This window comes from Streptomyces sp. TS71-3 (genome assembly GCF_018327685.1).
Lineage (GTDB): Bacteria > Actinomycetota > Actinomycetes > Streptomycetales > Streptomycetaceae > Streptomyces.
In genome coordinates this window covers 5,049,774-5,067,337 of record NZ_BNEL01000001.1, presented here as the reverse complement: position 1 = coordinate 5,067,337, position 17,564 = coordinate 5,049,774, and the positions used below count along the sequence as shown (strand labels likewise).

At 73.1% G+C, this 17,564-nt stretch carries 18 protein-coding genes; 8 read left to right on the top strand and 10 right to left on the bottom strand.

Annotation, left to right across the window (positions count from 1 at the left end; all coding sequences use genetic code 11):
- Positions 1–228: 228 nt before the first annotated feature.
- The gene (locus Sm713_RS20585; RefSeq protein ID WP_212911038.1) at positions 229–1,032 is read left to right on the top strand and encodes an SAM-dependent methyltransferase; all 804 of its coding nucleotides are present in this window, start codon (positions 229–231) and stop codon (positions 1,030–1,032) included.
- Between the two features lie 242 nt (positions 1,033–1,274).
- Here the strand turns inward: Sm713_RS20585 and Sm713_RS20580 are convergent, their stop codons facing one another.
- Both Sm713_RS20580 and Sm713_RS20575 read right to left on the bottom strand, forming a co-directional pair.
- A complete protein-coding gene (locus Sm713_RS20580; RefSeq protein ID WP_212911037.1) occupies positions 1,275–1,958 on the bottom strand; it encodes a GntR family transcriptional regulator in 684 nt (227 codons plus the stop codon).
- 8 nt (positions 1,959–1,966) lie between these two features.
- On the bottom strand, positions 1,967–2,710 hold the full coding sequence (locus Sm713_RS20575; protein WP_212911036.1) for an alpha/beta fold hydrolase: 744 nt from the start codon (positions 2,708–2,710) through the stop codon (positions 1,967–1,969).
- 383 nt (positions 2,711–3,093) lie between these two features.
- Here Sm713_RS20575 and Sm713_RS41210 point away from each other — a divergent pair, with 383 nt between their 5' ends.
- Positions 3,094–4,227, top strand: coding sequence for a hypothetical protein (locus Sm713_RS41210; RefSeq protein WP_212911035.1), 1,134 nt, complete (start codon positions 3,094–3,096; stop codon positions 4,225–4,227).
- Between the two features lie 35 nt (positions 4,228–4,262).
- Here Sm713_RS41210 and Sm713_RS20565 read toward each other — a convergent pair whose 3' ends face one another.
- The gene (locus tag Sm713_RS20565; RefSeq protein ID WP_212911034.1) at positions 4,263–5,066 is read right to left on the bottom strand and encodes an N-formylglutamate amidohydrolase; all 804 of its coding nucleotides are present in this window, start codon (positions 5,064–5,066) and stop codon (positions 4,263–4,265) included.
- Between the two features lie 250 nt (positions 5,067–5,316).
- On the opposite strand from Sm713_RS20565, the gene Sm713_RS20560 reads away from it, so the two are divergent.
- Positions 5,317–5,793, top strand: coding sequence for a YchJ family protein (locus Sm713_RS20560; RefSeq protein ID WP_212911033.1), 477 nt, complete (start codon positions 5,317–5,319; stop codon positions 5,791–5,793).
- A gap of 177 nt (positions 5,794–5,970) precedes the next feature.
- On the opposite strand, the gene Sm713_RS20555 is transcribed toward Sm713_RS20560, so the two are convergent.
- Complete coding sequence (locus Sm713_RS20555) at positions 5,971–6,672, bottom strand: FadR/GntR family transcriptional regulator (protein WP_212911032.1); 702 nt, start codon at positions 6,670–6,672, stop codon at positions 5,971–5,973.
- 215 nt (positions 6,673–6,887) lie between these two features.
- Here Sm713_RS20555 and Sm713_RS20550 point away from each other — a divergent pair, with 215 nt between their 5' ends.
- The 5 genes from Sm713_RS20550 to Sm713_RS20530 all read left to right on the top strand — a co-directional run bounded on the left by Sm713_RS20550 (position 6,888) and on the right by Sm713_RS20530 (position 11,919).
- Positions 6,888–7,409, top strand: coding sequence for a gluconokinase (locus tag Sm713_RS20550; RefSeq protein ID WP_212911031.1), 522 nt, complete (start codon positions 6,888–6,890; stop codon positions 7,407–7,409).
- A gap of 269 nt (positions 7,410–7,678) precedes the next feature.
- Positions 7,679–9,076, top strand: a complete 1,398-nt coding sequence (locus tag Sm713_RS20545) for a gluconate:H+ symporter (protein ID WP_212911030.1) — start codon at positions 7,679–7,681, stop codon at positions 9,074–9,076.
- A gap of 71 nt (positions 9,077–9,147) precedes the next feature.
- Complete coding sequence (locus Sm713_RS20540) at positions 9,148–9,933, top strand: SDR family oxidoreductase (RefSeq protein ID WP_212911029.1); 786 nt, start codon at positions 9,148–9,150, stop codon at positions 9,931–9,933.
- Between the two features lie 76 nt (positions 9,934–10,009).
- Positions 10,010–11,035 (top strand): L-idonate 5-dehydrogenase, encoded by a 1,026-nt coding sequence (locus Sm713_RS20535; protein WP_212912153.1) that lies wholly within the window; start codon positions 10,010–10,012, stop codon positions 11,033–11,035.
- A gap of 275 nt (positions 11,036–11,310) precedes the next feature.
- On the top strand, positions 11,311–11,919 hold the full coding sequence (locus Sm713_RS20530; protein WP_212911028.1) for a GPP34 family phosphoprotein: 609 nt from the start codon (positions 11,311–11,313) through the stop codon (positions 11,917–11,919).
- 111 nt (positions 11,920–12,030) lie between these two features.
- On the opposite strand, the gene Sm713_RS20525 is transcribed toward Sm713_RS20530, so the two are convergent.
- The 6 genes from Sm713_RS20525 to Sm713_RS20500 form a co-directional block, all read right to left on the bottom strand.
- A complete protein-coding gene (locus Sm713_RS20525; protein WP_212911027.1) occupies positions 12,031–12,918 on the bottom strand; it encodes an NAD(P)-dependent oxidoreductase in 888 nt (295 codons plus the stop codon).
- Between the two features lie 43 nt (positions 12,919–12,961).
- Positions 12,962–13,339: a signal peptidase I gene (locus tag Sm713_RS20520; protein WP_212911026.1), complete on the bottom strand. Its 378-nt coding sequence runs from the start codon at positions 13,337–13,339 to the stop codon at positions 12,962–12,964.
- Between the two features lie 48 nt (positions 13,340–13,387).
- A complete protein-coding gene (locus tag Sm713_RS20515; RefSeq protein WP_212912152.1) occupies positions 13,388–14,038 on the bottom strand; it encodes a cytochrome b/b6 domain-containing protein in 651 nt (216 codons plus the stop codon).
- 67 nt (positions 14,039–14,105) lie between these two features.
- The gene (locus tag Sm713_RS20510) at positions 14,106–14,771 is read right to left on the bottom strand and encodes a molybdopterin-dependent oxidoreductase (protein ID WP_212912151.1); all 666 of its coding nucleotides are present in this window, start codon (positions 14,769–14,771) and stop codon (positions 14,106–14,108) included.
- 133 nt (positions 14,772–14,904) lie between these two features.
- The gene (locus Sm713_RS20505) at positions 14,905–16,488 is read right to left on the bottom strand and encodes an APC family permease (RefSeq protein ID WP_212911025.1); all 1,584 of its coding nucleotides are present in this window, start codon (positions 16,486–16,488) and stop codon (positions 14,905–14,907) included.
- 114 nt (positions 16,489–16,602) lie between these two features.
- A complete protein-coding gene (locus Sm713_RS20500; protein ID WP_249416410.1) occupies positions 16,603–17,523 on the bottom strand; it encodes a hypothetical protein in 921 nt (306 codons plus the stop codon).
- Positions 17,524–17,564 lie beyond the last annotated feature (41 nt).

The window sequence follows — 17,564 nt, the reverse complement described above, 5'->3', positions numbered from 1 at the left end:
TTCCGTCGGAGATGGACGACTCCCGTCCCCCGGGAGAGCGTTCCCGGATCCCGCCCAGTCTTACGCACCCCGCCGGGAGCGGTCCCGGAACCCCGCGGCTCGCGCGGCGCCGATGGCCTGAACCATTCGGCCGTTCGGCGCGGAACGATACATTCCGCCGCTCGCCGTCGACCCCGATGGCAAACTGCACTTCCATCGCGGATCTTCAGGGGATCAGAGGGGGAGCGCATGACCGGAGTGGAGTCCTCCGTCAAGCGGATCGACACCAGCAGACCACACCCGGCGCGGGTCTACGACTGGCTGCTGGACGGCAAGGACAACTACCCGGTCGACGAGGAGCTGGGCCGGCAGATCCTGGAGCTGTCGCCGCTGGCGAAGCGGGGCGCCAAGGACAACCGGGCGTTCATGCGGCGCGCCACCCGCTGGCTGGTTCGCGAGGCCGGCGTGCGGCAGTTCCTCGACATCGGCACGGGCATACCGACCGAACCCAACCTCCACCAGGTCGCGCAGCGCACCGAGCCCGCGGCGCGGGTCGTGTACGTGGACAACGATCCCATCGTGCTGGCCCATGCCGCCGCGCTGCTGCACGGCACGCCGGAGGGGGTCACCGAGTACGTGGAGGCGGACTTCCGCGACCCGGCGGCGATCGTCGAGCAGGCCCGCGAGGTGCTCGACTTCGACGAGCCCATCGCCCTGTCGGTGATCGCGCTGCTGCACTTCATCACCGACGAGGACGGCGCCCACGAGCATCTGCGCACCCTGGTCGACGCTCTGCCGGCCGGCAGCCATCTCGTGCTGTCGCAGCTCACGGCCGATCTGCACGGGGCGAGCATGCAGCAGGCCGTGGACGTGTACGCGGCCGGGGGGATCTCTCTCGTCAACCGGTCGCGGGCCGAGGTCGAGCGGTTCTTCACGGGGATGGAGATGGTGGATCCCGGTATCGTGCTGGTGGGTGAGTGGCGGCCGGAACTGGCCGATGAGGAGCCGCACAACGGGTTTGCCCCGATCTTCGGGGCGGTAGCGCGCAAATAGCGCGCGTTTGGCCGGTGTGGTGCGGTTCCGGTGACTCGGTGCGGGTGCGTCGTGGTTTTTTGCGCAGTTCCCCGCGCCCCTGTTCGGGGTTGCCCTGACATTTCCGTGCTCGGAACCTGGCCTCGGGGCTCGTTGCGGCGGTGCGGCACGGTGGTTCGGTGCGGGTGCGTCCGGGTTTTTTGCGCAGTTCCCCGCGCCCCTGATCAGGGTTGCCCCTGACATTTCCGTGCTCGGGACCCGGTTCAGGGGGTCGGGGGTGTGTACGGGATGTCGTGGGTGGCCAGGTCGTAGAGGGCCTCTATGACGCTCTCCAGGTGGGCTCGCATTGTCCGTTCCGCCTCTTCGGGCTTGGCGGCGACGACCGCGCGGACCACCGCGCCGTGTTCCTCGGCGCCCTGCTGGGGGCGGCCCGGGAGCAGGGCCAGGCTGAACTGGTAGCGCACGCTGCGGTAGCGCAGGCGGTCCAGGACGTCCACCGCGGTGGCCTGGGCCGCGATCTCCCGGACGGCCTGGTGTACGGCCTGGCTCAGGCGGCTGTACTCGGCGGTGTCCCCGGTGTCCGCGGCGAGGCGCATGCGGTGGTCCATGCGGCGCAGTTCGGCGCGTTCGTCCGGGGTGGCGCGCTGGGCCGCCTTCGCGGCGCACAGGCCCTCGATCACCGCGCGGAGTTCCGTGATCTCGACCGCCTCGGCCAGCGAGATCGGGCGCACCCGCGCTCCGCGGTTGGGCGAGCGGGTCACCAGCCCGTCGGAGTCCAGCACCACCAGTGCCGAGCGGACCGCGCCGCGCGAGACCCCGAACATCGCCGCGAGGTCGTTCTCCACCAGGTGCTGCCCCGGCAGGAGTTCGCCGTGCGCGATGGCCAGGCGGATCCGGTCGACCAGGTCCACCGCGAGGTGGCCCTGCGTCTGTACCAGGCCATCCATCCCGCCCCCTACTCCGCCGGACCCGCGGACGAGGCGGGCGCGGTGCCGTCCGGTGCGGTCAGCAGGGCCGCCAGTTCCGCGGGCGCCGTGACCATCGCCTCGTGGCCGGTGGCCAGCCGGTGCACGTCCCACCCGAGGGCCCGAGCCTTCTCGGCGAACGGCGCGAAGACGCCCAGCCAGTCGGTGCAGTCTATGTAGCTCCCGCGCACCGAGGCGGCGCCCGCCCCGATGCGGACGGGCTCGGTGTAGGCCGCCCAGGGGTGCGGGGTGAGCCGGGCGGTCAGCCACGCCACGTCGGCCTCGTCGGTGACGCCGAGGACGGTCAGCGAGCGGGGCGGGATCAGCCAGCCGAACCCGGCCTCGCGCACCGACTCGCGGTAGTGGTGCGCGACCTCGGCCGGCAGCAGGTCGATCGCCGCGGCCCCGTCGTCCGGTACGAAGGCGTCGAGGTGGATCCGGCGCGCCAACCGCTCGGGCCGCTCCTCGGCGACCTGCGAGACGACCTGGCCGGCGTAGCTGTGCCCGACGAGGTGGACGTCCGTGAGGTCGTACGCGTCCAGCAGCCGGACGACGTCCTCGACATGGGTACGGAGCCCGACCGACGGGTTGAGGGTGTGGGCGCGGTCGCTGACACCGGTCAGGGTGGGCGTGTGCACCTCGTGGCCCGCGGCGCGCAGCAGGGAGGCGACCCGGCCCCAGCACCAGCCGCCGTGCCACGCGCCGGGCACCAGCACGAAAATCACAGTCCGCATCCCTTCGGTCGGACGCTCGCCGCGGTCCGCCGGCTGTCGAGGCCGGCCGGTGGACGCGATCACCGAGCATGTTCGCGCAACATTGTTGCCAATCCTGGAACGGCTTGTCCAGGCCATCGCCATGGCAGCCCACGGCGCCGCCTTCGTGCCGTTCGCTGCTTGCAATAGCCCTTTGAGCTGTGTGTACGGCTACTCGCCAGTGCTCATCGCACCCCGCCGGCGCGGCTCTCCTCGGGCGGTCTCCAGACGCTTCTCTCGGGCCCAGAGAAGCCTTGACGGCAAAATTGTCAACGATTAGCGTGCGCGGAGTCGGGTGTCTCGGGACCGGACCTCGGCGGCCGGACCGCCGGATCGGGAGCCGAGGAGAGACGAGGAGTGCAGAGATGGCCGAGATCGTCGCCGCCGCGGCCGCGGTGCACGCTCCGCAACTGCTGAGCCGGCCCTCGTACGAGGAGCTCGACAAGCTGGACAGGAGCACGGAGGCGCTCGCCGCGTTCGGCAGGGTGCTGGACGAGACGCGCCCGGACGCGGTCCTGGTGGTCGGCATCGACCACCTGGAGACCTTCTGGCTGGAGGCGGTCCCCACCTTCACCCTGGTGATCTCCGAGGAGTGCGAGGCCGCGTACACCACCTTCCGGCGGCGCAAGCGGGTCCACACGGACGTCGCGGTGGACCTGCTCAAAGGCGTGATCTCCCGGGACTTCGACCTGGCCTACTCGCAGGACGCGGAGTTGGGGCACGCGTTCCTCACCCCGTTCGAGTACGTCCTCGGCGACCGCGACATCCCCGTGATCCCGCTGCTGGTCAACACCTACCTGCCGCCGATCCCGAGCCCCCGCCGCTGCTACGCGCTGGGCAGGGCGATCGCCGAGGCGCTGGCCCACCGACCCGAGCGGATCGCGGTGATCGCGAGCGGCGGCATGTCCCACTTCCCGGGCACCTCGCGGTACATGGAGCCGAACTACGCCTTCGACCGCTGGATCCTCCAGGAGACCGCCGCCGGCCGCTACGACGAGCTGCTGGACCTCACCCCCGTGAACCTGGACGAGGTCGGCGAGAGCGAGCTGCTGACCTGGTGCGTGATGCTCGGCCTCGCCGGCCGGGCGCCGGGGTCGCTGCTGTCGTACCAGGAGCTGTCCCACCACGGCCACGGCGTGGTGCAGTTCGTGCCAGCGGTGCCGGGCGCGGACGGCGTGGGCGCCGGGGCGGACGGGCACGAGGTGCCGCGGTACGGCGGCCACACGTTCACCCAGGACGACTACGTCTACTACCGCTTCCCGGAGCCGAAGAGCCTGCCGCTGAACCGCTTCCTGCGCCGGATCATCACGGAGGCCGGGTTCCGCGGCCGGTTCGCCGCCGACCGCCCCGCCGCCATCGCGGCCAGCGGCCTGGGCGCCGCCGAACGCGAGGCCCTCGCCGCCGACGGCTTCGACCGCCTGGTCGAGCTGGGCGCCCATCCGCTGCTGGCGCTCTCGGCCTGGCAGGTCGTCAAGAACGAGCTGAGCCGGGCGAGCTGAACCGGACGGCCCGGCTCCCCGCCGTCAGCCCGCCCTCAGCCCGCCGACACCCGTTCCACCAGCTCCGCGAGTGCCGTGCCCAGGGCGGCCAGCCCGAGGCCGGCCGGGCCGCCCGGCTCCGACATGTAGAGGTCGCGGCGGATCTCCAGCATGAGCGAGGTCACCTCGGGCGTGGTGCGGTGGTGCTTGAGCGGCACGTAGGCGCCGGCGAACGGGGAGTTGACGTCCGTGCCGCCGAAGTCGGCGAAGACCCCGCGGGCGTGCTCCAGCAGGGCGGCAGGAGTGTGGTACTCGTCGGTGCCGAGACACACCGGCGGGCGGGGTCCGTGGCCGTGCAGCTCGTACGGCAGCGCGTGGGTGGGGTAGGAGTGGACGTCGATGATGACGGCCCGCCCGGTGGCGGCCAGGCGGTCCTCGACGGCCTCGGTCATGGCCTCCGCGTACGGGTGGTAGTAGCGGTCGAGCAGCGGCGCCGGATCCGTGTCGATGGGGCGCAGGGGCGCGCGGTGGGTGGTGTGGGTGTACACGGCGCCCATGCCGACGGCACGCATCTCCTCGCGTTCGTCGGGGAACCGCTCCGGGTCGACGACCAGCCGGGAGAGGCCGTTCACGAACCGCCAGGGGCCGCGCGCGCCGGCCACCGCGGCGGCCTCGGCGGCCAGTTCCGCGGTGTGGGCGTCCGTGATGTGGTCGAGCTCCCTTTCCAGCGCGGCGTCGTCGAGCACGATCGCCTCGCGTACCGGCGCCGGTACGGTCCGGCTGGAGTGCGGGACATGGAGGATGACCGGCGAACCGGCCGCGCCTGGCAGAAGAAGGAAGGAGGGGGGCTCTGGGGTCATGAAAGGGGGGTCCTCTTGTCCGTTCGAGAAGAGCTGTGCGGCGGGTGACCGGCCTCGGGCCAGCCGGCGTCACCGGGGCCACCGCACGTGCTCTCACCGCCGCTCACATCCTCCCCCGCCTCCCGCGTCCCGACCAACGGGCCTGCGGCAACGTTCTGGACGCGAGTGCTCCGCCCGGAGCCGGGCGCACGGTGTCGCCCTGCGAACGCGTCCGCGGCCATCACCGCGCCGTTCGGCCACAATGGCGGACATGACCGCAGGCACCCCGCGCGACCGCAGAAGCCCGAAGAGCACCCGCGACCCGAAGAGCCCGAGGGGCGGAACGCGGTCCGCGTCCGCGGCGGCACCGCGGACGTGCCCCTGCGGCACCGGACAGCCGTACGAGGCGTGCTGCGGACGCTTCCACTCCGGCGCCGCCGGCGCGCCCACCGCCGAGGCGCTGATGCGCTCCCGGTACAGCGCGTTCGCCGTGCGGGACGAGGCCTACCTGCTGCGCACCTGGCACCCGCGCACCCGGCCGGTGAGCGTCGAACTCGGCGACGGACCGCGCTGGACGGGCCTGGAGATCCTGGCGACGGAGGCGGGCTCCGCGTTCCACTCCACGGGCGTGGTCACCTTCCGCGCCCGCTTCACGGACGGCGGCCGGGCCGGTGAACTGCGCGAGCGCAGCCGGTTCGAACGGATCGAGGGGGCGTGGGTCTACGTGGACGGCGACGTCGAACCGTAGGGCCCACGGGTCACAACTCACCACTCACGCCCCGACCGCGGCGCCCGCACCGCAGCGCCCGCACCGCGCCACCCACACCTCGCCGGTCACGGCTCACGGCTCACGGCTCACGGCTCACGGCTCACGGCTCACGGCTCACGGCTCACGGCTCACGGCTCACGGCTCACGGCTCACGGCTCACGGCGCCAGAATGTCCAGCTCGTGCAGAGCACCGACGGTGATCTCCCGGGTCAGCTCCTCGGCGCGCGCACCGTCCCCCTCCCGTACCGCCTCGGCGACGTTCATATGGAGGGTGACGGCGGCGGGGTCCGGGTCCTCGAACATCACCTGGTGGTGGGTGCGGCCCGCGAGCACCTCGGCCACCACGTCGCCGAGCCGCGCGAACATCTCGTTGCCCGAGGCGTTCAGGACGATGCGGTGGAAGGCGATGTCGTGCACCAGGTAGCCCTCCAGCTGGTGGCCGCGCGACGTGGCGACCATGCCGAGGGCGCACTCGGTCAGCTCGGCGCACTGCTCGGCCGTGGCATGGCGGGCGGCGAGCCCGGCGGCGACCGGCTCGACCGCCGAGCGCAGCACGGTCAGCGAGCGGAGCTGGCGCGGCCGGTCGCTGCCGGCCAGCCGCCAGCGGATCACCTGCGGGTCGTAGACGTTCCACTCCGCGGCCGGACGGACGGTGACGCCGACCCGCCGCCGGGACGCCACCAGGTGCATGGACTCCAGGACCCGTACCGCCTCGCGCATCACGCTGCGCGAGACCTCGAAGCGCTGGGCGAGCTCGTCGGTGCGCAGCACGCTGCCCTCCGGGTGCTCCCCCGCGGTGATCGCGGGCCCGAGGGCGTCGAGAACACGTGCGTGCAGCCCGCGGGCCGTGGTGGTCATGGGCTCAGCCTACGAGGCAGCCGGGGACCTAAAAAGTCAGACTTTTATCTCACAGCCTCTTGTTTTCGTCTGACCTAATGCGTTTCAGTGACGTGGCATGAAGATGTCCACTCCGTGCCGGCCGACGCCCGGCCGCGGACCGTCCTCGTGCCCCGCGGCCGGTCCAGGACGGGCCCGCGGCGAAGACCGTGGCAGGCGAAGACGGAGAGACGGAGATGCGCAACCCCCGGGTCGTGGTGGTCATGGGCGTGTCAGGGACCGGCAAGACGACGATCGGTCCCCGGCTCGCGGCCGCCCTCGGCGTGCCCTACGCCGAGGGCGACGACTTCCACCCGCCGGCGAACATCGCCAAGATGTCCGCCGGGACGCCGCTGACCGACGACGACCGGTGGCCCTGGCTCGACGCGATCGGCACCTGGGCGCACGGCCGTGCCGGGCAGGGGGGCGTGGTGAGCAGTTCGGCCCTCAAGCGGAGCTACCGTGACCGGCTGCGTTCCGAGGCGCCGGATCTCGTCTTCGTCCACCTCGCCGGTGACCGGCGGCTGATCGAGGACCGGATGGCGCACCGCGAGGGGCACTTCATGCCCGCCGCGCTGCTCGATTCGCAGTTCGCGGCCCTCCAGCCGCTCCAGCCCGACGAGCCCGGGGTCACGGTGGAGGTCTCGGGCGGCCCGGAGGAGATCACGGCACGGGCGCTGAGCGCGCTGGCCGGCCTCACCGACCCCGCCTCCGCATGACCGCCCGCCGCCGACCGGTCCCACCGTGGCCGCGCCTTCACCGGTCCTCCTCCTTATTACCCCGTTCCTGATCGCGGGTCGCCGACCGGCACCCGCATGACCGGGCCCCCGCCGGGCAGGCGTCCGCCCAGTCACGACAACCGCAGACGAACCATCCGCACCGGTACTCCGTGCAGCCCGTGGATCCCCCGCGCCTGCGCCGGAGGGAGCACACGCACCGGCCGGGCAGCCCTGCGCGCCCGCCTCACCCCACACACAAGGGAAACACCGTGACCAGACTCAGCGTCGAGATGCTGGCAGCGGACGCCCCCGCGCCGATCTCCTCGGCGGGCCACGCCCAGCTCGGGATCGCCGTACTCGCGGGCATCGCCGTCCTCGTCCTCCTCATCACCAAGTTCAGGCTCCACGCCTTCCTGGCGCTGGCCCTCGGGTCGCTCGTGCTCGGCGCCGTCGCCGGCGCGCCGCTCGACAAGGTGATCACCAGCTTCAGCACCGGCCTCGGCACGACCGTCGCCAGCGTGGGCGTGCTGATCGCGCTCGGCGCGATACTCGGCCGGCTGCTCGCCGACTCCGGCGGCGCCGACCAGGTCGTCGACACGATCCTCGCCAAGGCCCGCGGGCGCACCATGCCCTGGGCGATGGTGCTGATCGCGTCCATCGTCGGCCTGCCGCTCTTCTTCGAGATCGGCATCGTGCTGCTGATCCCGGTCGTGCTGCTGGTGGCCAAGCGCGGCAACTTCTCGCTGATGCGGATCGGCATCCCGGCGCTCGCGGGCCTGTCCGTGATGCACGGCCTCGTGCCGCCGCACCCCGGTCCGCTCGTCGCGATCGACGCGGTCAAGGCCAATCTCGGCCTCACGCTGGGGCTCGGCATCCTCGTGGCCGTCCCCACCGTGATCGTCGCGGGACCGGTCTTCAGCCGGTACGCCGCACGGTGGGTGGACGTGCCCGCACCGGATCGCATGATCCCCAGCCGGCCCTCCGAGTCGCTGGACAGGCGGCCCTCGTTCGCCGCCACCGTCACGACGATCCTGCTTCCGGTCGTCCTGATGCTGGTCAAGGCCCTCGTCGACATCGTGGTGGACGACCCCGAGGACTCCGTGCAGCGGGTCTTCGACGTGATCGGCAACCCGCTGATCGCGCTGCTGGCCGCCGTGCTCGTCGGGATGTTCACGCTGGGCCGGGCCGCCGGTTTCACCAAGGACCGGCTCTCGTCGACGGTGGAGACCTCGCTGATGCCGATCGCCGGCGTGACGCTGATCGTCGCCGCGGGCGGCGGGTTCAAGCAGACCCTCGTCGACTGCGGCGTCGGCCAGATGATCCTGGACATATCCAAGGAGTGGTCGATATCCGCGCTGGTGCTCGGCTGGCTGATCGCCGTGGTGATCCGGCTCGCGACCGGCTCCGCGACGGTGGCCACGGTCTCCGCCGCGGGCCTCGCCGGGCCGCTGGCCGCGGGCATGTCGAGCACGCACGTGGCGCTGCTGGTGCTGGCCATCGGTGCCGGTTCGCTCTTCTTCAGCCATGTCAACGACGCCGGTTTCTGGCTGGTCAAGGAGTACTTCGGGCTGAGCGTCGGGCAGACCGTGAAGACCTGGTCGCTGATGGAGACCATCGTCTCGGTGGTCGCCGGCGCCCTGGTCCTGCTGCTGTCCCTGATCATCTAGCTGGGCAGGCCGGCCCCGGCGCGCGTCCCCGAGGGACGGCGCCGGGGCCGCCCCGAGAGCACGGAGGCCCCATGACGGCCCATCCCCTCTTCGACATCGCCGGGCGGACCGCGCTGGTCACCGGCTCCAGCCGGGGCATCGGCCTGGCGCTGGCGCGCGGCCTACTGGAGGCGGGCTGCACGGTGGTGCGGGGCGGCCGGGACACGGCCGAGCTCGGCAGGGCGGCGGAGGAACTGGCCGCCGGCGCACCGGGGTCCGGTGCGGGCCGGGTGCACACGGAGGCGTTCGACGTGACGGACTCCTCCACCGTGGCCGCCGGGATCGCGGCGGTGGAGGAGCAGGTCGGCTCGCTGGACATCCTGGTCAACAACGCCGGCATACAACTGCGCGCCCCTCTCCTGGAGTTCACCGAGGGCGACTGGCACCGCATCCTGGACACCAATCTGACCAGCGCGTTCCTGGTGGGCCGGGAGGCCGCCCTGCGGATGACGCAGCGCGGCCACGGCAAGATCGTGAACATCTGCTCGCTCCAGAGCGAGGTGGTGCGCCCGGGCATCGCCCCCTACGCCGCCACCAAGGGCGCGCTGAAGATGCTCACCAAGGGCATGTGCGCCGACTGGGGCCCCCACGGCGTGCAGGTCAACGGCCTCGGTCCCGGCTACGTCGACACCGAGCTGACCCGGCCGCCCGTCGACGACGAGGAGTTCAGCGCCTGGGTCCGCCGCAGGACCCCGGCGGGACGCTGGGGCAGCACCGACGACCTGGTCGGCGGCGTGCTGTTCCTCGCCTCGCCGGCTGCGGACTTCGTCAGCGGGCAGGTGCTGTACGTGGACGGCGGCATGACCAGCGTGCTGTGAGGGCGCACGGCCCGGACGGACCCGGACGGGCGAAGTGACGGTGGCATGGAGGTGTGCGGTGGACGGAGGTGCCGGGGTGCTCGGCTGCGTGCTGTACGGGCAGGGGGACCTGCGCGTCGAGGAGGTGCCCGCGCCGGTGCCCGCTGCGGGCGAGGCCGTGGTCGACATCCGCTACGGCGGCGTCTGCGGGTCCGACCTGCACTACTGGCGCGAGGGCGGGGTCGGCGACTTCCTGCTGCGCGAGCCCATGGTGCTCGGGCACGAGGTGGTGGGCACGGTGGCCGGATACGGCCCCCGGGCGAGCGGGCCGGAGCCCGGGGCGCCCGTGGCGGTGCACCCGGCCACGCCGTGCGGCCGCTGCCCCGAGTGCCTGGGCGGGCGGCGCCAGGTGTGCCGGGACATCCGCTACCTGGGCAGCGCGGCACGGCTGCCGCACGTCCAGGGCGGCTTCGCGGCCCGGATCGCGGTGCCCGCGAAGCAGCTCCGGGCCCTGCCGGACGGCCTCGGGCTGCGCGCCGCCGCGCTCGCCGAACCGCTGGCGGTGGCCGTGCACGCGGTGCGGCGTCTCGGGCCGGTGGACGGCCGGCACGTCCTGGTCACCGGTGCGGGGCCGATCGGCTGCCTGGTCGTCGCGGCGGCGAAGGCGGCCGGGGCCGCCCGGGTCACGGCGACGGACCTGCTGCCGGAGGCGCTGCGGTACGCCGGGGTGGCGGGTGCGGACGTGTGCGTGCGTGCGGACGATCCGGCCGACCCCGGGTGGCCGGCCGAGGTGGACGCCGCGGTGGAGGCGTCCGGCGCGGCGTCCGGGCTCGATGCCTGCCTGCGCCTGGTGCTGCGGGGCGGCTCCGTCGTCCAGCTCGGCATGCCGACCGGGGGGCGGAGCGCGTTCGCGGCGAGCCTGGTGGTGAGCAAGGAGATAGAGCTGCGGGGCTCGTTCCGTTTCGACGGCGAGTTCGACGAATCGCTGGCGCTGCTCGCCCGGGAGCCGGGCATCGAAGAGCTGATCAGCGCGGTGGTCCCGGTCGGCTCCGCCGAGGACGCCTTCACGCTGGCCACGGACCGCGCCCGGGCCTGCAAGGTGCTGCTGGAATTCGCGGGGTGATCAGGGGCGCCCCGCGCGCCCCCACCAGGGCGCTGACGCGCCCACCCCGCCCGCGCGAGGGTGCCGCACGTCACGGACCCGCGCCCCTGATCGGGCGCCGGCGCGCCCGCCTCGGCCCCCGCGGGGAGCCGTGCAATGTCACCGGCCTGTCATATACGGCCCGGCCGTGACCAGCTCGGGCGCGTTAGAGTCGGCTGGTACAGGAAGACTTCCGCTGCCGGGTCGGTCCAGCGTTGGGGAGCCAACCGTCTTCGCCTCTGTTTGGGGAGTCGTTCATGAGTACAGCGCGGGATCTGATGATCGTCGGTCTCGACAGGGGACCCGACCGTCCGGTGCCCCAGGGCGACCTGTCGCTGGCGCTCGCCGGAGCCGAGATGATCGACATCATTCGGGCCGAGGCCGCGACGCTGGAGGGCGACCGCATCCTGCCGGGCCTGGCCCCCGCCTCCTTCGATCCGCTGCTGGCGGCGGCCGCCTCGGCGCTGATACGCACGCCGCCGTTCGAAACGGTGGAGGACTGGCTGTGGCGCCGTGGCCGCGGCCTGGCCGCCGCGTACAGGGACGCCCTGGAGCAGGACGGGGTGCTCACCCGGCAGCGCGGCCACTGGGGCCCCCTCCAGGCCGGCCGCCAGGTCCTCGCCGACTCCGATGAGCGCCGTCAGGCGGTCGACCGGTGGAGCTCCCGCGAGCCCGTCCTCGCCACCCTCGCCACGGCCGCGGGGATCGGCGGCGAGCCGGCCGTCGAGGCACCGGAGGTGGCCGGGGAGGCGGTGACGGCGGTGCTGGCGTCCGTCAACGACGCCGTGATGGAGCTGGAGGCCGTGCGGCAGCGCCGCGCCATAGAGGAGGCGGCCTTCGACAACGTCTGGCGCGGCTTCGCCTGACGGCGCGCCGCGCCGGCGGGGCCGTCAGGGGACCGTGGCGCTGACCGGGCCCGGCGGTCGGTGACCGGGCCCGGCGGGGTGGCTGGCCGGGCCCGGCGGCGGGGAGCCGGCTCAGACGTGGTTACGCCAGGTGTGCCCGGGTGCGTAGCCGAGCACGCGACGGGCCTTCGCGGTGGACATCAGCGATTCGTTGCGGCCGAGTCCGCCCCGGACCTCGACGCCCGGGAACTCGGCCGCGGCCAGTTCGTCGGACGGTGTGGACATCACCGTGTCCGGGCTGGCGATGACGAAGACCTCCACGCCCGTGCCCTGGTACTCCAGGCCCTTGCGGACGGCCTGGGCGCCGTCCCGCGCGTCGATGTACGACCAGAGGTTCCAGCGGCGCAGCCGCGGGTCGGCCTCGAAGCCGGGGAAGCGGGCGTAGTCCTGGACCTCCATCACGTTGGAGAAGCGCAGGCCGACCATCTTCAGCTCCGGATCCCACCGGCAGAACTGGGCGGCCATCTGCTCCTCCAGGTGCTTGGCCAGCGAGTAGTTGCTCTCCGGCCGGGCCGGGTACTCCTCGTCCACCGGCAGGTAGGGCGGCGGGGTCTCGAAGGGCAGGCCGAGCACCGTCTCGCTCGACGCCCAGACCACGTTGCGGATGCCCGCGAGCCGTGCCGCGGAGAAGACGTGGTGGGTCGCCGTGATGTTGTTCTCGAAGACGGCGGTGTTCGGCAGCAGCCCGGGAGCCGGCACGGCGGCGAGATGGGCCACGGCGTCGACGCGGTCGTAGCGGTCGTCGACCGCCGTGAGCGCGCCGACGGTCTGGCCGTAGTCGCTGAGGTCCACCTTCACGAACGGGCAGAGCTGCTCGGCGGGGGCCGCCCGGTCGAGGTTGACCACGTCCCAGCCGTGGTCGACGAGTTCTTGCACGACGGCACGGCCGAGCTTGCCGCTTCCGCCGGTGACGACGACACGGGACACCGGATCACACACCTTCACGAGCAGTGGGTTCACGCCACCGGGCTGCCGGCCGCGGTCGGCGCTCTGGATCAGACAATCACAGGGAGCCCTCCCCGGACAGGGCGTAGCCGGGTACGGACGGCCAGCGGACGGTCAGTACGACCGACTCCTCGTCGGCCCACCAGGAGTGGTCGACCCCGTGTCCCCAGACGACGTAGTCACCCGGGCGCTCCAGCAGCACGCTGCGGTCGGGCAGCTCCACGCGGAAGCGGCCGCTGATGAGCACCAGGAGGGCCGTCCGGTGCTCGCCGCGCACCCACCGCGCCCTCCGGTCCCCGCGCGGGTGCACGCCCCACTTGATCTCCACGTCGGCGCTGTGCCGGGGGTCCGACGGGGGCTTGAAGTGCCCCAGCAGCCAGCCCCGGTCCAGCGCGCCGTCCCTGCCGGCGTTGCCTGCGTACACGGAGTCGTTCACGCCGGGGACGCTAACAGCGTGCCCTGCCCGGCAGCGGCGCGACGGATGTCAGGGGCGCCACAGACGGTGTTCGCGTTCCGCCCAGGCACGGCTGACCCACCCCGTGCGCATGCCGCGGCGCGCCTCCGGGTCGGCCAGGGCCATGGCGATGTGCCCGGCGAGGACGATGCCCACGGCCAGCGCCAGCCAGTCGTGCACGAATGTCGCCCCGATGCGCAGAACCAGCGGGAAGAGGTGGGTGAACCACATCAGCAGCCCGGTGCCGAGCATCACCAGCACCGCACCGGCGATCCACCCCGCGTAGATCTTCTGCCCCGCGTTGAACTTGCCCGCCGGGCGCGACTGCGGGCGGGGGTCGCGGTGCCGTACGGCATGCAGCCACCTGCGGTCGTACGGGGCGAAGCGGTTGAGCCGGCCCAGGTCCGCGCGGAGCGCGCGGGAGACGAGCCCCGCGAGCAGCGGCACCGGCAGCAGCAGTCCCGACCACTCGTGCACAGTGACCACCAGGACCCTGCGCCCGACCAGTTCGGCGAGCTGCGGAATGTAGAGGAAGGCAGCGGTGAGCACGCACACGCCCATCAGCAGCCCGGTGGTCCTGTGCACCCAGCGCTCGGCGCGGGTGAAGCGGCGCAGCCGGGTGGGGGGCCCGTCGGGGCCGGTGCGCTCCCGGGCGGTGCCGTCCCCGGCGCCCGGTGCCATCCCGGGAGCCCCGGGGATCCCTGCTGCCGTGGCGCCCTCGGCGGCCATGGCGGTGCCGCCCGTCTCCTCAGGAGGTCGGCGCATCGTCACGTCCGTTCGAGCGGCCGACCCAGCCGTCCACGTCGTAGCCGTAGTGCTCCCAGTACCCCGGCTCCACCTTGTCGGTGACCGTGATGCCGGAGAGCCACTTCGCCGACTTGTAGAAGTACATGGGCGCCACGTAGAGCCGGACCGGGCCGCCGTGCACGTGGCTGACCGGCTTGTCCTGCATGCGCATGGCGACGAGGACGTCGTCGCGGCGGGCCTGCGCCATCGTGAGGCTCTCGCTGTACGCGCCGTCGAAGCAGGTGAACCGCACGGCCTTCGCCGACGGCCGCACACCGGCCAGGTCCAGCAGGTGGGAGAGCCGCACCCCCTCGAACGGGGTGCCAGGCACCCGCCAGCCCGTGACGCACTGGACGTCGCGCACCAGCCGGGTCTGCGGCAGTCCGCGCAGGTCGGCGAGGCTGTAGGAGCCGGAGTGGTCCACGAGGCCGTCGACGGTGAGGCGGTAGTCCGTCTCGCCCTTCGTCGGAACGGACCCGGTGACCGAGTAGTAGCGGAACCCGCCGCCGTTGGGCAGCAGCCCCGTCAGACCGGTCGGGTCCTTGTCGGCCGCCGCGCCGAGGAACGACTCCAGGCCGTTCTGGAGGGGCTTGGCCGCCGCCACGCCCAGCGCGCCCAGACCGACCATGCCGAGGAGCAGACGCCGGCCGACTGGCGCTCCCTGGCGGTCGTGGTCGGCGGATTGTTCTGATGTCACTCCCCGATTCGAACACCCGCCGGTACCGCAGGACCAGGGCCGGGAGGAATCCGTCAGCGATCCGTCATATCTCGCCGACGACCTCCGTGACCCGTTCCAGCTGGAACGCCTGGTTGCTCAGCCCGATCCGGTGGTGCACCGCCGGCCGCACCCTGCGCAGCACGGCGCCCTGCACCAGGCCGACCACCGCCGCCAGGGCGATGATCCCCGGCAGCACCCAGGTGAGGGACGAGCCGGCATGGCAGCCGATCAGCAGGTGGAAGTCCCTGACGGTGAAGCACGCGATCAGCAGCAGGGCCGCGCCGGCCGTCGCGGAGGCCGCGAGCCGCCAGAACTGTGCCCGGCCCGCGCCGCGCCGGACGAAGAAGACGATCACGGCGAGGCAGGCCACGGCCATCAGCAGCATCACACCGAGCGCGCCGACGTTCGCCATCCAGGTGAACAGGTGCGCCACCGGGGCGGTCGGATCGCCGATAGGCCCGTGGTCCGTGACGGCGAACGCCCCGACGACCGCGGCGGAGACCGCACTCTGCAACAGCGAACCGGTCACCGGAGCGCCGCTGCTGCGCCCGGTCCGGGCGAACACGCGGGGCAGCAGCCGCTCGCGGCCCATGGCGAAGGCGTACCGCGCGACGACGTTGTGGAAGCTGAGCATGGACGCGAAGATGCCGGTCACGAAGAGCAGGTGCAGCACGTCGGTGAAGGTGCCGCCCAGGCCGGACCTGGTCAGCAGGAACAGCAGCCCGGCACTCTGCCGGCGGGCGGCCGGCACGATCCGGGAGGGTCCCGCGGCCACCGTCAGCGCCCAGGAGCTCACGGCGAAGAAGATCGCCACGCAGCCCACGGCCAGGAACATCGCCCGGACCACGGTCGTCTGCGAGTGCCTGGTCTCCTCCGCGTAGACGGGTGCCTGCTCGAAGCCGAGGAAGGCCGCGATGCAGAAGCACAGGGCCGTTCCGACGCCGGCGCCGGTGAGCGTGCTCGGGTCCAGGGCGTGCAGCGAGAGGCCCTCGGCGCCGGGGTGCAGCACGGCGGAGAGGTCGAAGACGGCGACGAGCGCCACCTCGACGAGCAGCAGCGCACCGAGCACCCGGGCGTTGAAGTCGACCCGCAGCCAGCCCAGCAGCCCCACCACGCCCACCGCCGCCAGGGCCGGCACCCACCAGGCCACCTGGATGTCGAGGTAGCTGCCGAGCAGCCCGCGGGCCTCGTACCCGAAGATCCCGTACACGCCCGTCTGGAGCGCGCTGTAGGCGACGAGGGCGACCAGTGCCGCGCCGGACCCCGCGGTGCCTCCGAGGCCGCGGGAGATGTAGGCGTAGAACGCACCGGCGTTGTGGACGTGCCGGCTGAGCTCGGCGTATCCGAAGCTGAACAGCGCGAGGACGACGCCCAGCAGCACGAAGAGCAGCGGCTGCCCGACGACGCCGATCACCTCGAAGGTGGCGGGCATCACGCCGGCGACCACCATCAGCGGCGCGGTCGCCGCGAGCACCGTGAACAGCAGGCCCGCGGTGCCGAGGCGGCCGGAGCGCAGCGTGCACGCCTCGCCCTGCGCCTCGCCCTGGCGGGTACCGCTACCGGCTGCCGCGCCGGCGGCGGACGCCCGTCGTGCGGCGCTGCCTGGTATGGGGGTGCCCGTCGGCATGGGGGTTGGTCCTTTCGGGGAGGGCTGTGCGCGGGGCTGTCGCGGGAGGGGTGCCGCCGGACTGTGCCGGTCGTCGCGGGGTTCGCCGGGTGGGATCCGGTGGCGCCCGGTGGATCAGGACGGCCCGAGCGCCGCGTCACGCGCGGCCCGGAAGGCCTCGTACGGGTCCCGGTCGGGGTAGGACCAGGGGGCGGGGGTGGCGTGCGGGCCGATCCGCTGGAACAGCGCCGCCGCCTCGGCCGGTCTCCCCTCGCAGAACTTGGCGTGCGCGAGGAAGTTGAGGTCGACGCGGTTGCGCGGGTGGTCGTCGCGCTCCCACTCCAGCCACCAGTCGAAGGCCGCCTTCATCACCAGCCTGGCCCGCCGGCCGAGCCAGTGCCCGCAGGCCGCGGGATCCGCGGGCTCCTTGCCCGCGGTGGCGAGCACCCGGTACCGCTCGGCGTGCGCGACGACCGGAAGGATCGCCAGCGGCGAGTCCGCGGGGGCCTGTTCGGCGGCCCAGGAGGCGAAGTCGTACACCTCGTGCAGCGGGTCCTGGCCCGCGTCGGCGCGGCGCTCGGCGAGCCTGGCCACCATCAGGTGGTGGGCGTGGTGGTGCTCCGGGTACCTGTGCCGCACCTCGTCGAAGAGCCGGACCACGTCCTCCTCGCGGCCGATCGCGCGTTCCAGGATGAGCAGCGCGAGCCAGGGCGAGGGGTCGGCGGGCGCCAGCACCGCGGCCTCGTGGCAGGCGTCGCGGGCCACCTCGGGGCGGGCCTTGCCGGCCAGCGCGCGGTAGACGGTGGCGCAGGCGAGCAGCACGGCGGCGTCCACGCAGTCCGGTTCGGTGAGCCGCCAGTCCCCTGCCCAGGCCGCGGTCCCGGGCTCCTGCGCGAGGACGGTCAGCCGGTGGCCCCTGCGGTCCCAGTCGTCACCGGTCGCGGCGAGCAGCGAGCGGACGGCGGTCCAGCGTCCGGCGGCCAGCGCGGCACGTGCGGCGACGAGTTCGGGGTCGTCGAGCGCGGCGTCGAAACTGAGGGCGGAGCGCTTGCGCAAGCGACCGAGAGGCGGGGGTGGGGGCACCGCGGAACTTCCTC

What these genes read in the sequence shown, in the direction of transcription:
- Sm713_RS20565 (WP_212911034.1), bottom strand. Translation starts at nt 5,066, where the DNA reads ATGACCCCAGAGCCCCCCTCCTTCCTTCTTCTGCCAGGCGCGGCCGGT.
- Sm713_RS20550 (WP_212911031.1), top strand. Translation starts at nt 6,888, where the DNA reads ATGCGCAACCCCCGGGTCGTGGTGGTCATGGGCGTGTCAGGGACCGGC.
- Sm713_RS20510 (WP_212912151.1), bottom strand. Translation starts at nt 14,771, where the DNA reads ATGGTCGGTCTGGGCGCGCTGGGCGTGGCGGCGGCCAAGCCCCTCCAG.
- Sm713_RS41210 (WP_212911035.1), top strand. Translation starts at nt 3,094, where the DNA reads ATGGCCGAGATCGTCGCCGCCGCGGCCGCGGTGCACGCTCCGCAACTG.
- Sm713_RS20530 (WP_212911028.1), top strand. Translation starts at nt 11,311, where the DNA reads ATGAGTACAGCGCGGGATCTGATGATCGTCGGTCTCGACAGGGGACCC.
- Sm713_RS20505 (WP_212911025.1), bottom strand. Translation starts at nt 16,488, where the DNA reads ATGCCGACGGGCACCCCCATACCAGGCAGCGCCGCACGACGGGCGTCC.
- Sm713_RS20585 (WP_212911038.1), top strand. Translation starts at nt 229, where the DNA reads ATGACCGGAGTGGAGTCCTCCGTCAAGCGGATCGACACCAGCAGACCA.
- Sm713_RS20560 (WP_212911033.1), top strand. Translation starts at nt 5,317, where the DNA reads ATGACCGCAGGCACCCCGCGCGACCGCAGAAGCCCGAAGAGCACCCGC.
- Sm713_RS20580 (WP_212911037.1), bottom strand. Translation starts at nt 1,958, where the DNA reads ATGGATGGCCTGGTACAGACGCAGGGCCACCTCGCGGTGGACCTGGTC.
- Sm713_RS20540 (WP_212911029.1), top strand. Translation starts at nt 9,148, where the DNA reads ATGACGGCCCATCCCCTCTTCGACATCGCCGGGCGGACCGCGCTGGTC.
- Sm713_RS20575 (WP_212911036.1), bottom strand. Translation starts at nt 2,710, where the DNA reads ATGCGGACTGTGATTTTCGTGCTGGTGCCCGGCGCGTGGCACGGCGGC.
- Sm713_RS20515 (WP_212912152.1), bottom strand. Translation starts at nt 14,038, where the DNA reads ATGGCACCGGGCGCCGGGGACGGCACCGCCCGGGAGCGCACCGGCCCC.
- Sm713_RS20555 (WP_212911032.1), bottom strand. Translation starts at nt 6,672, where the DNA reads ATGACCACCACGGCCCGCGGGCTGCACGCACGTGTTCTCGACGCCCTC.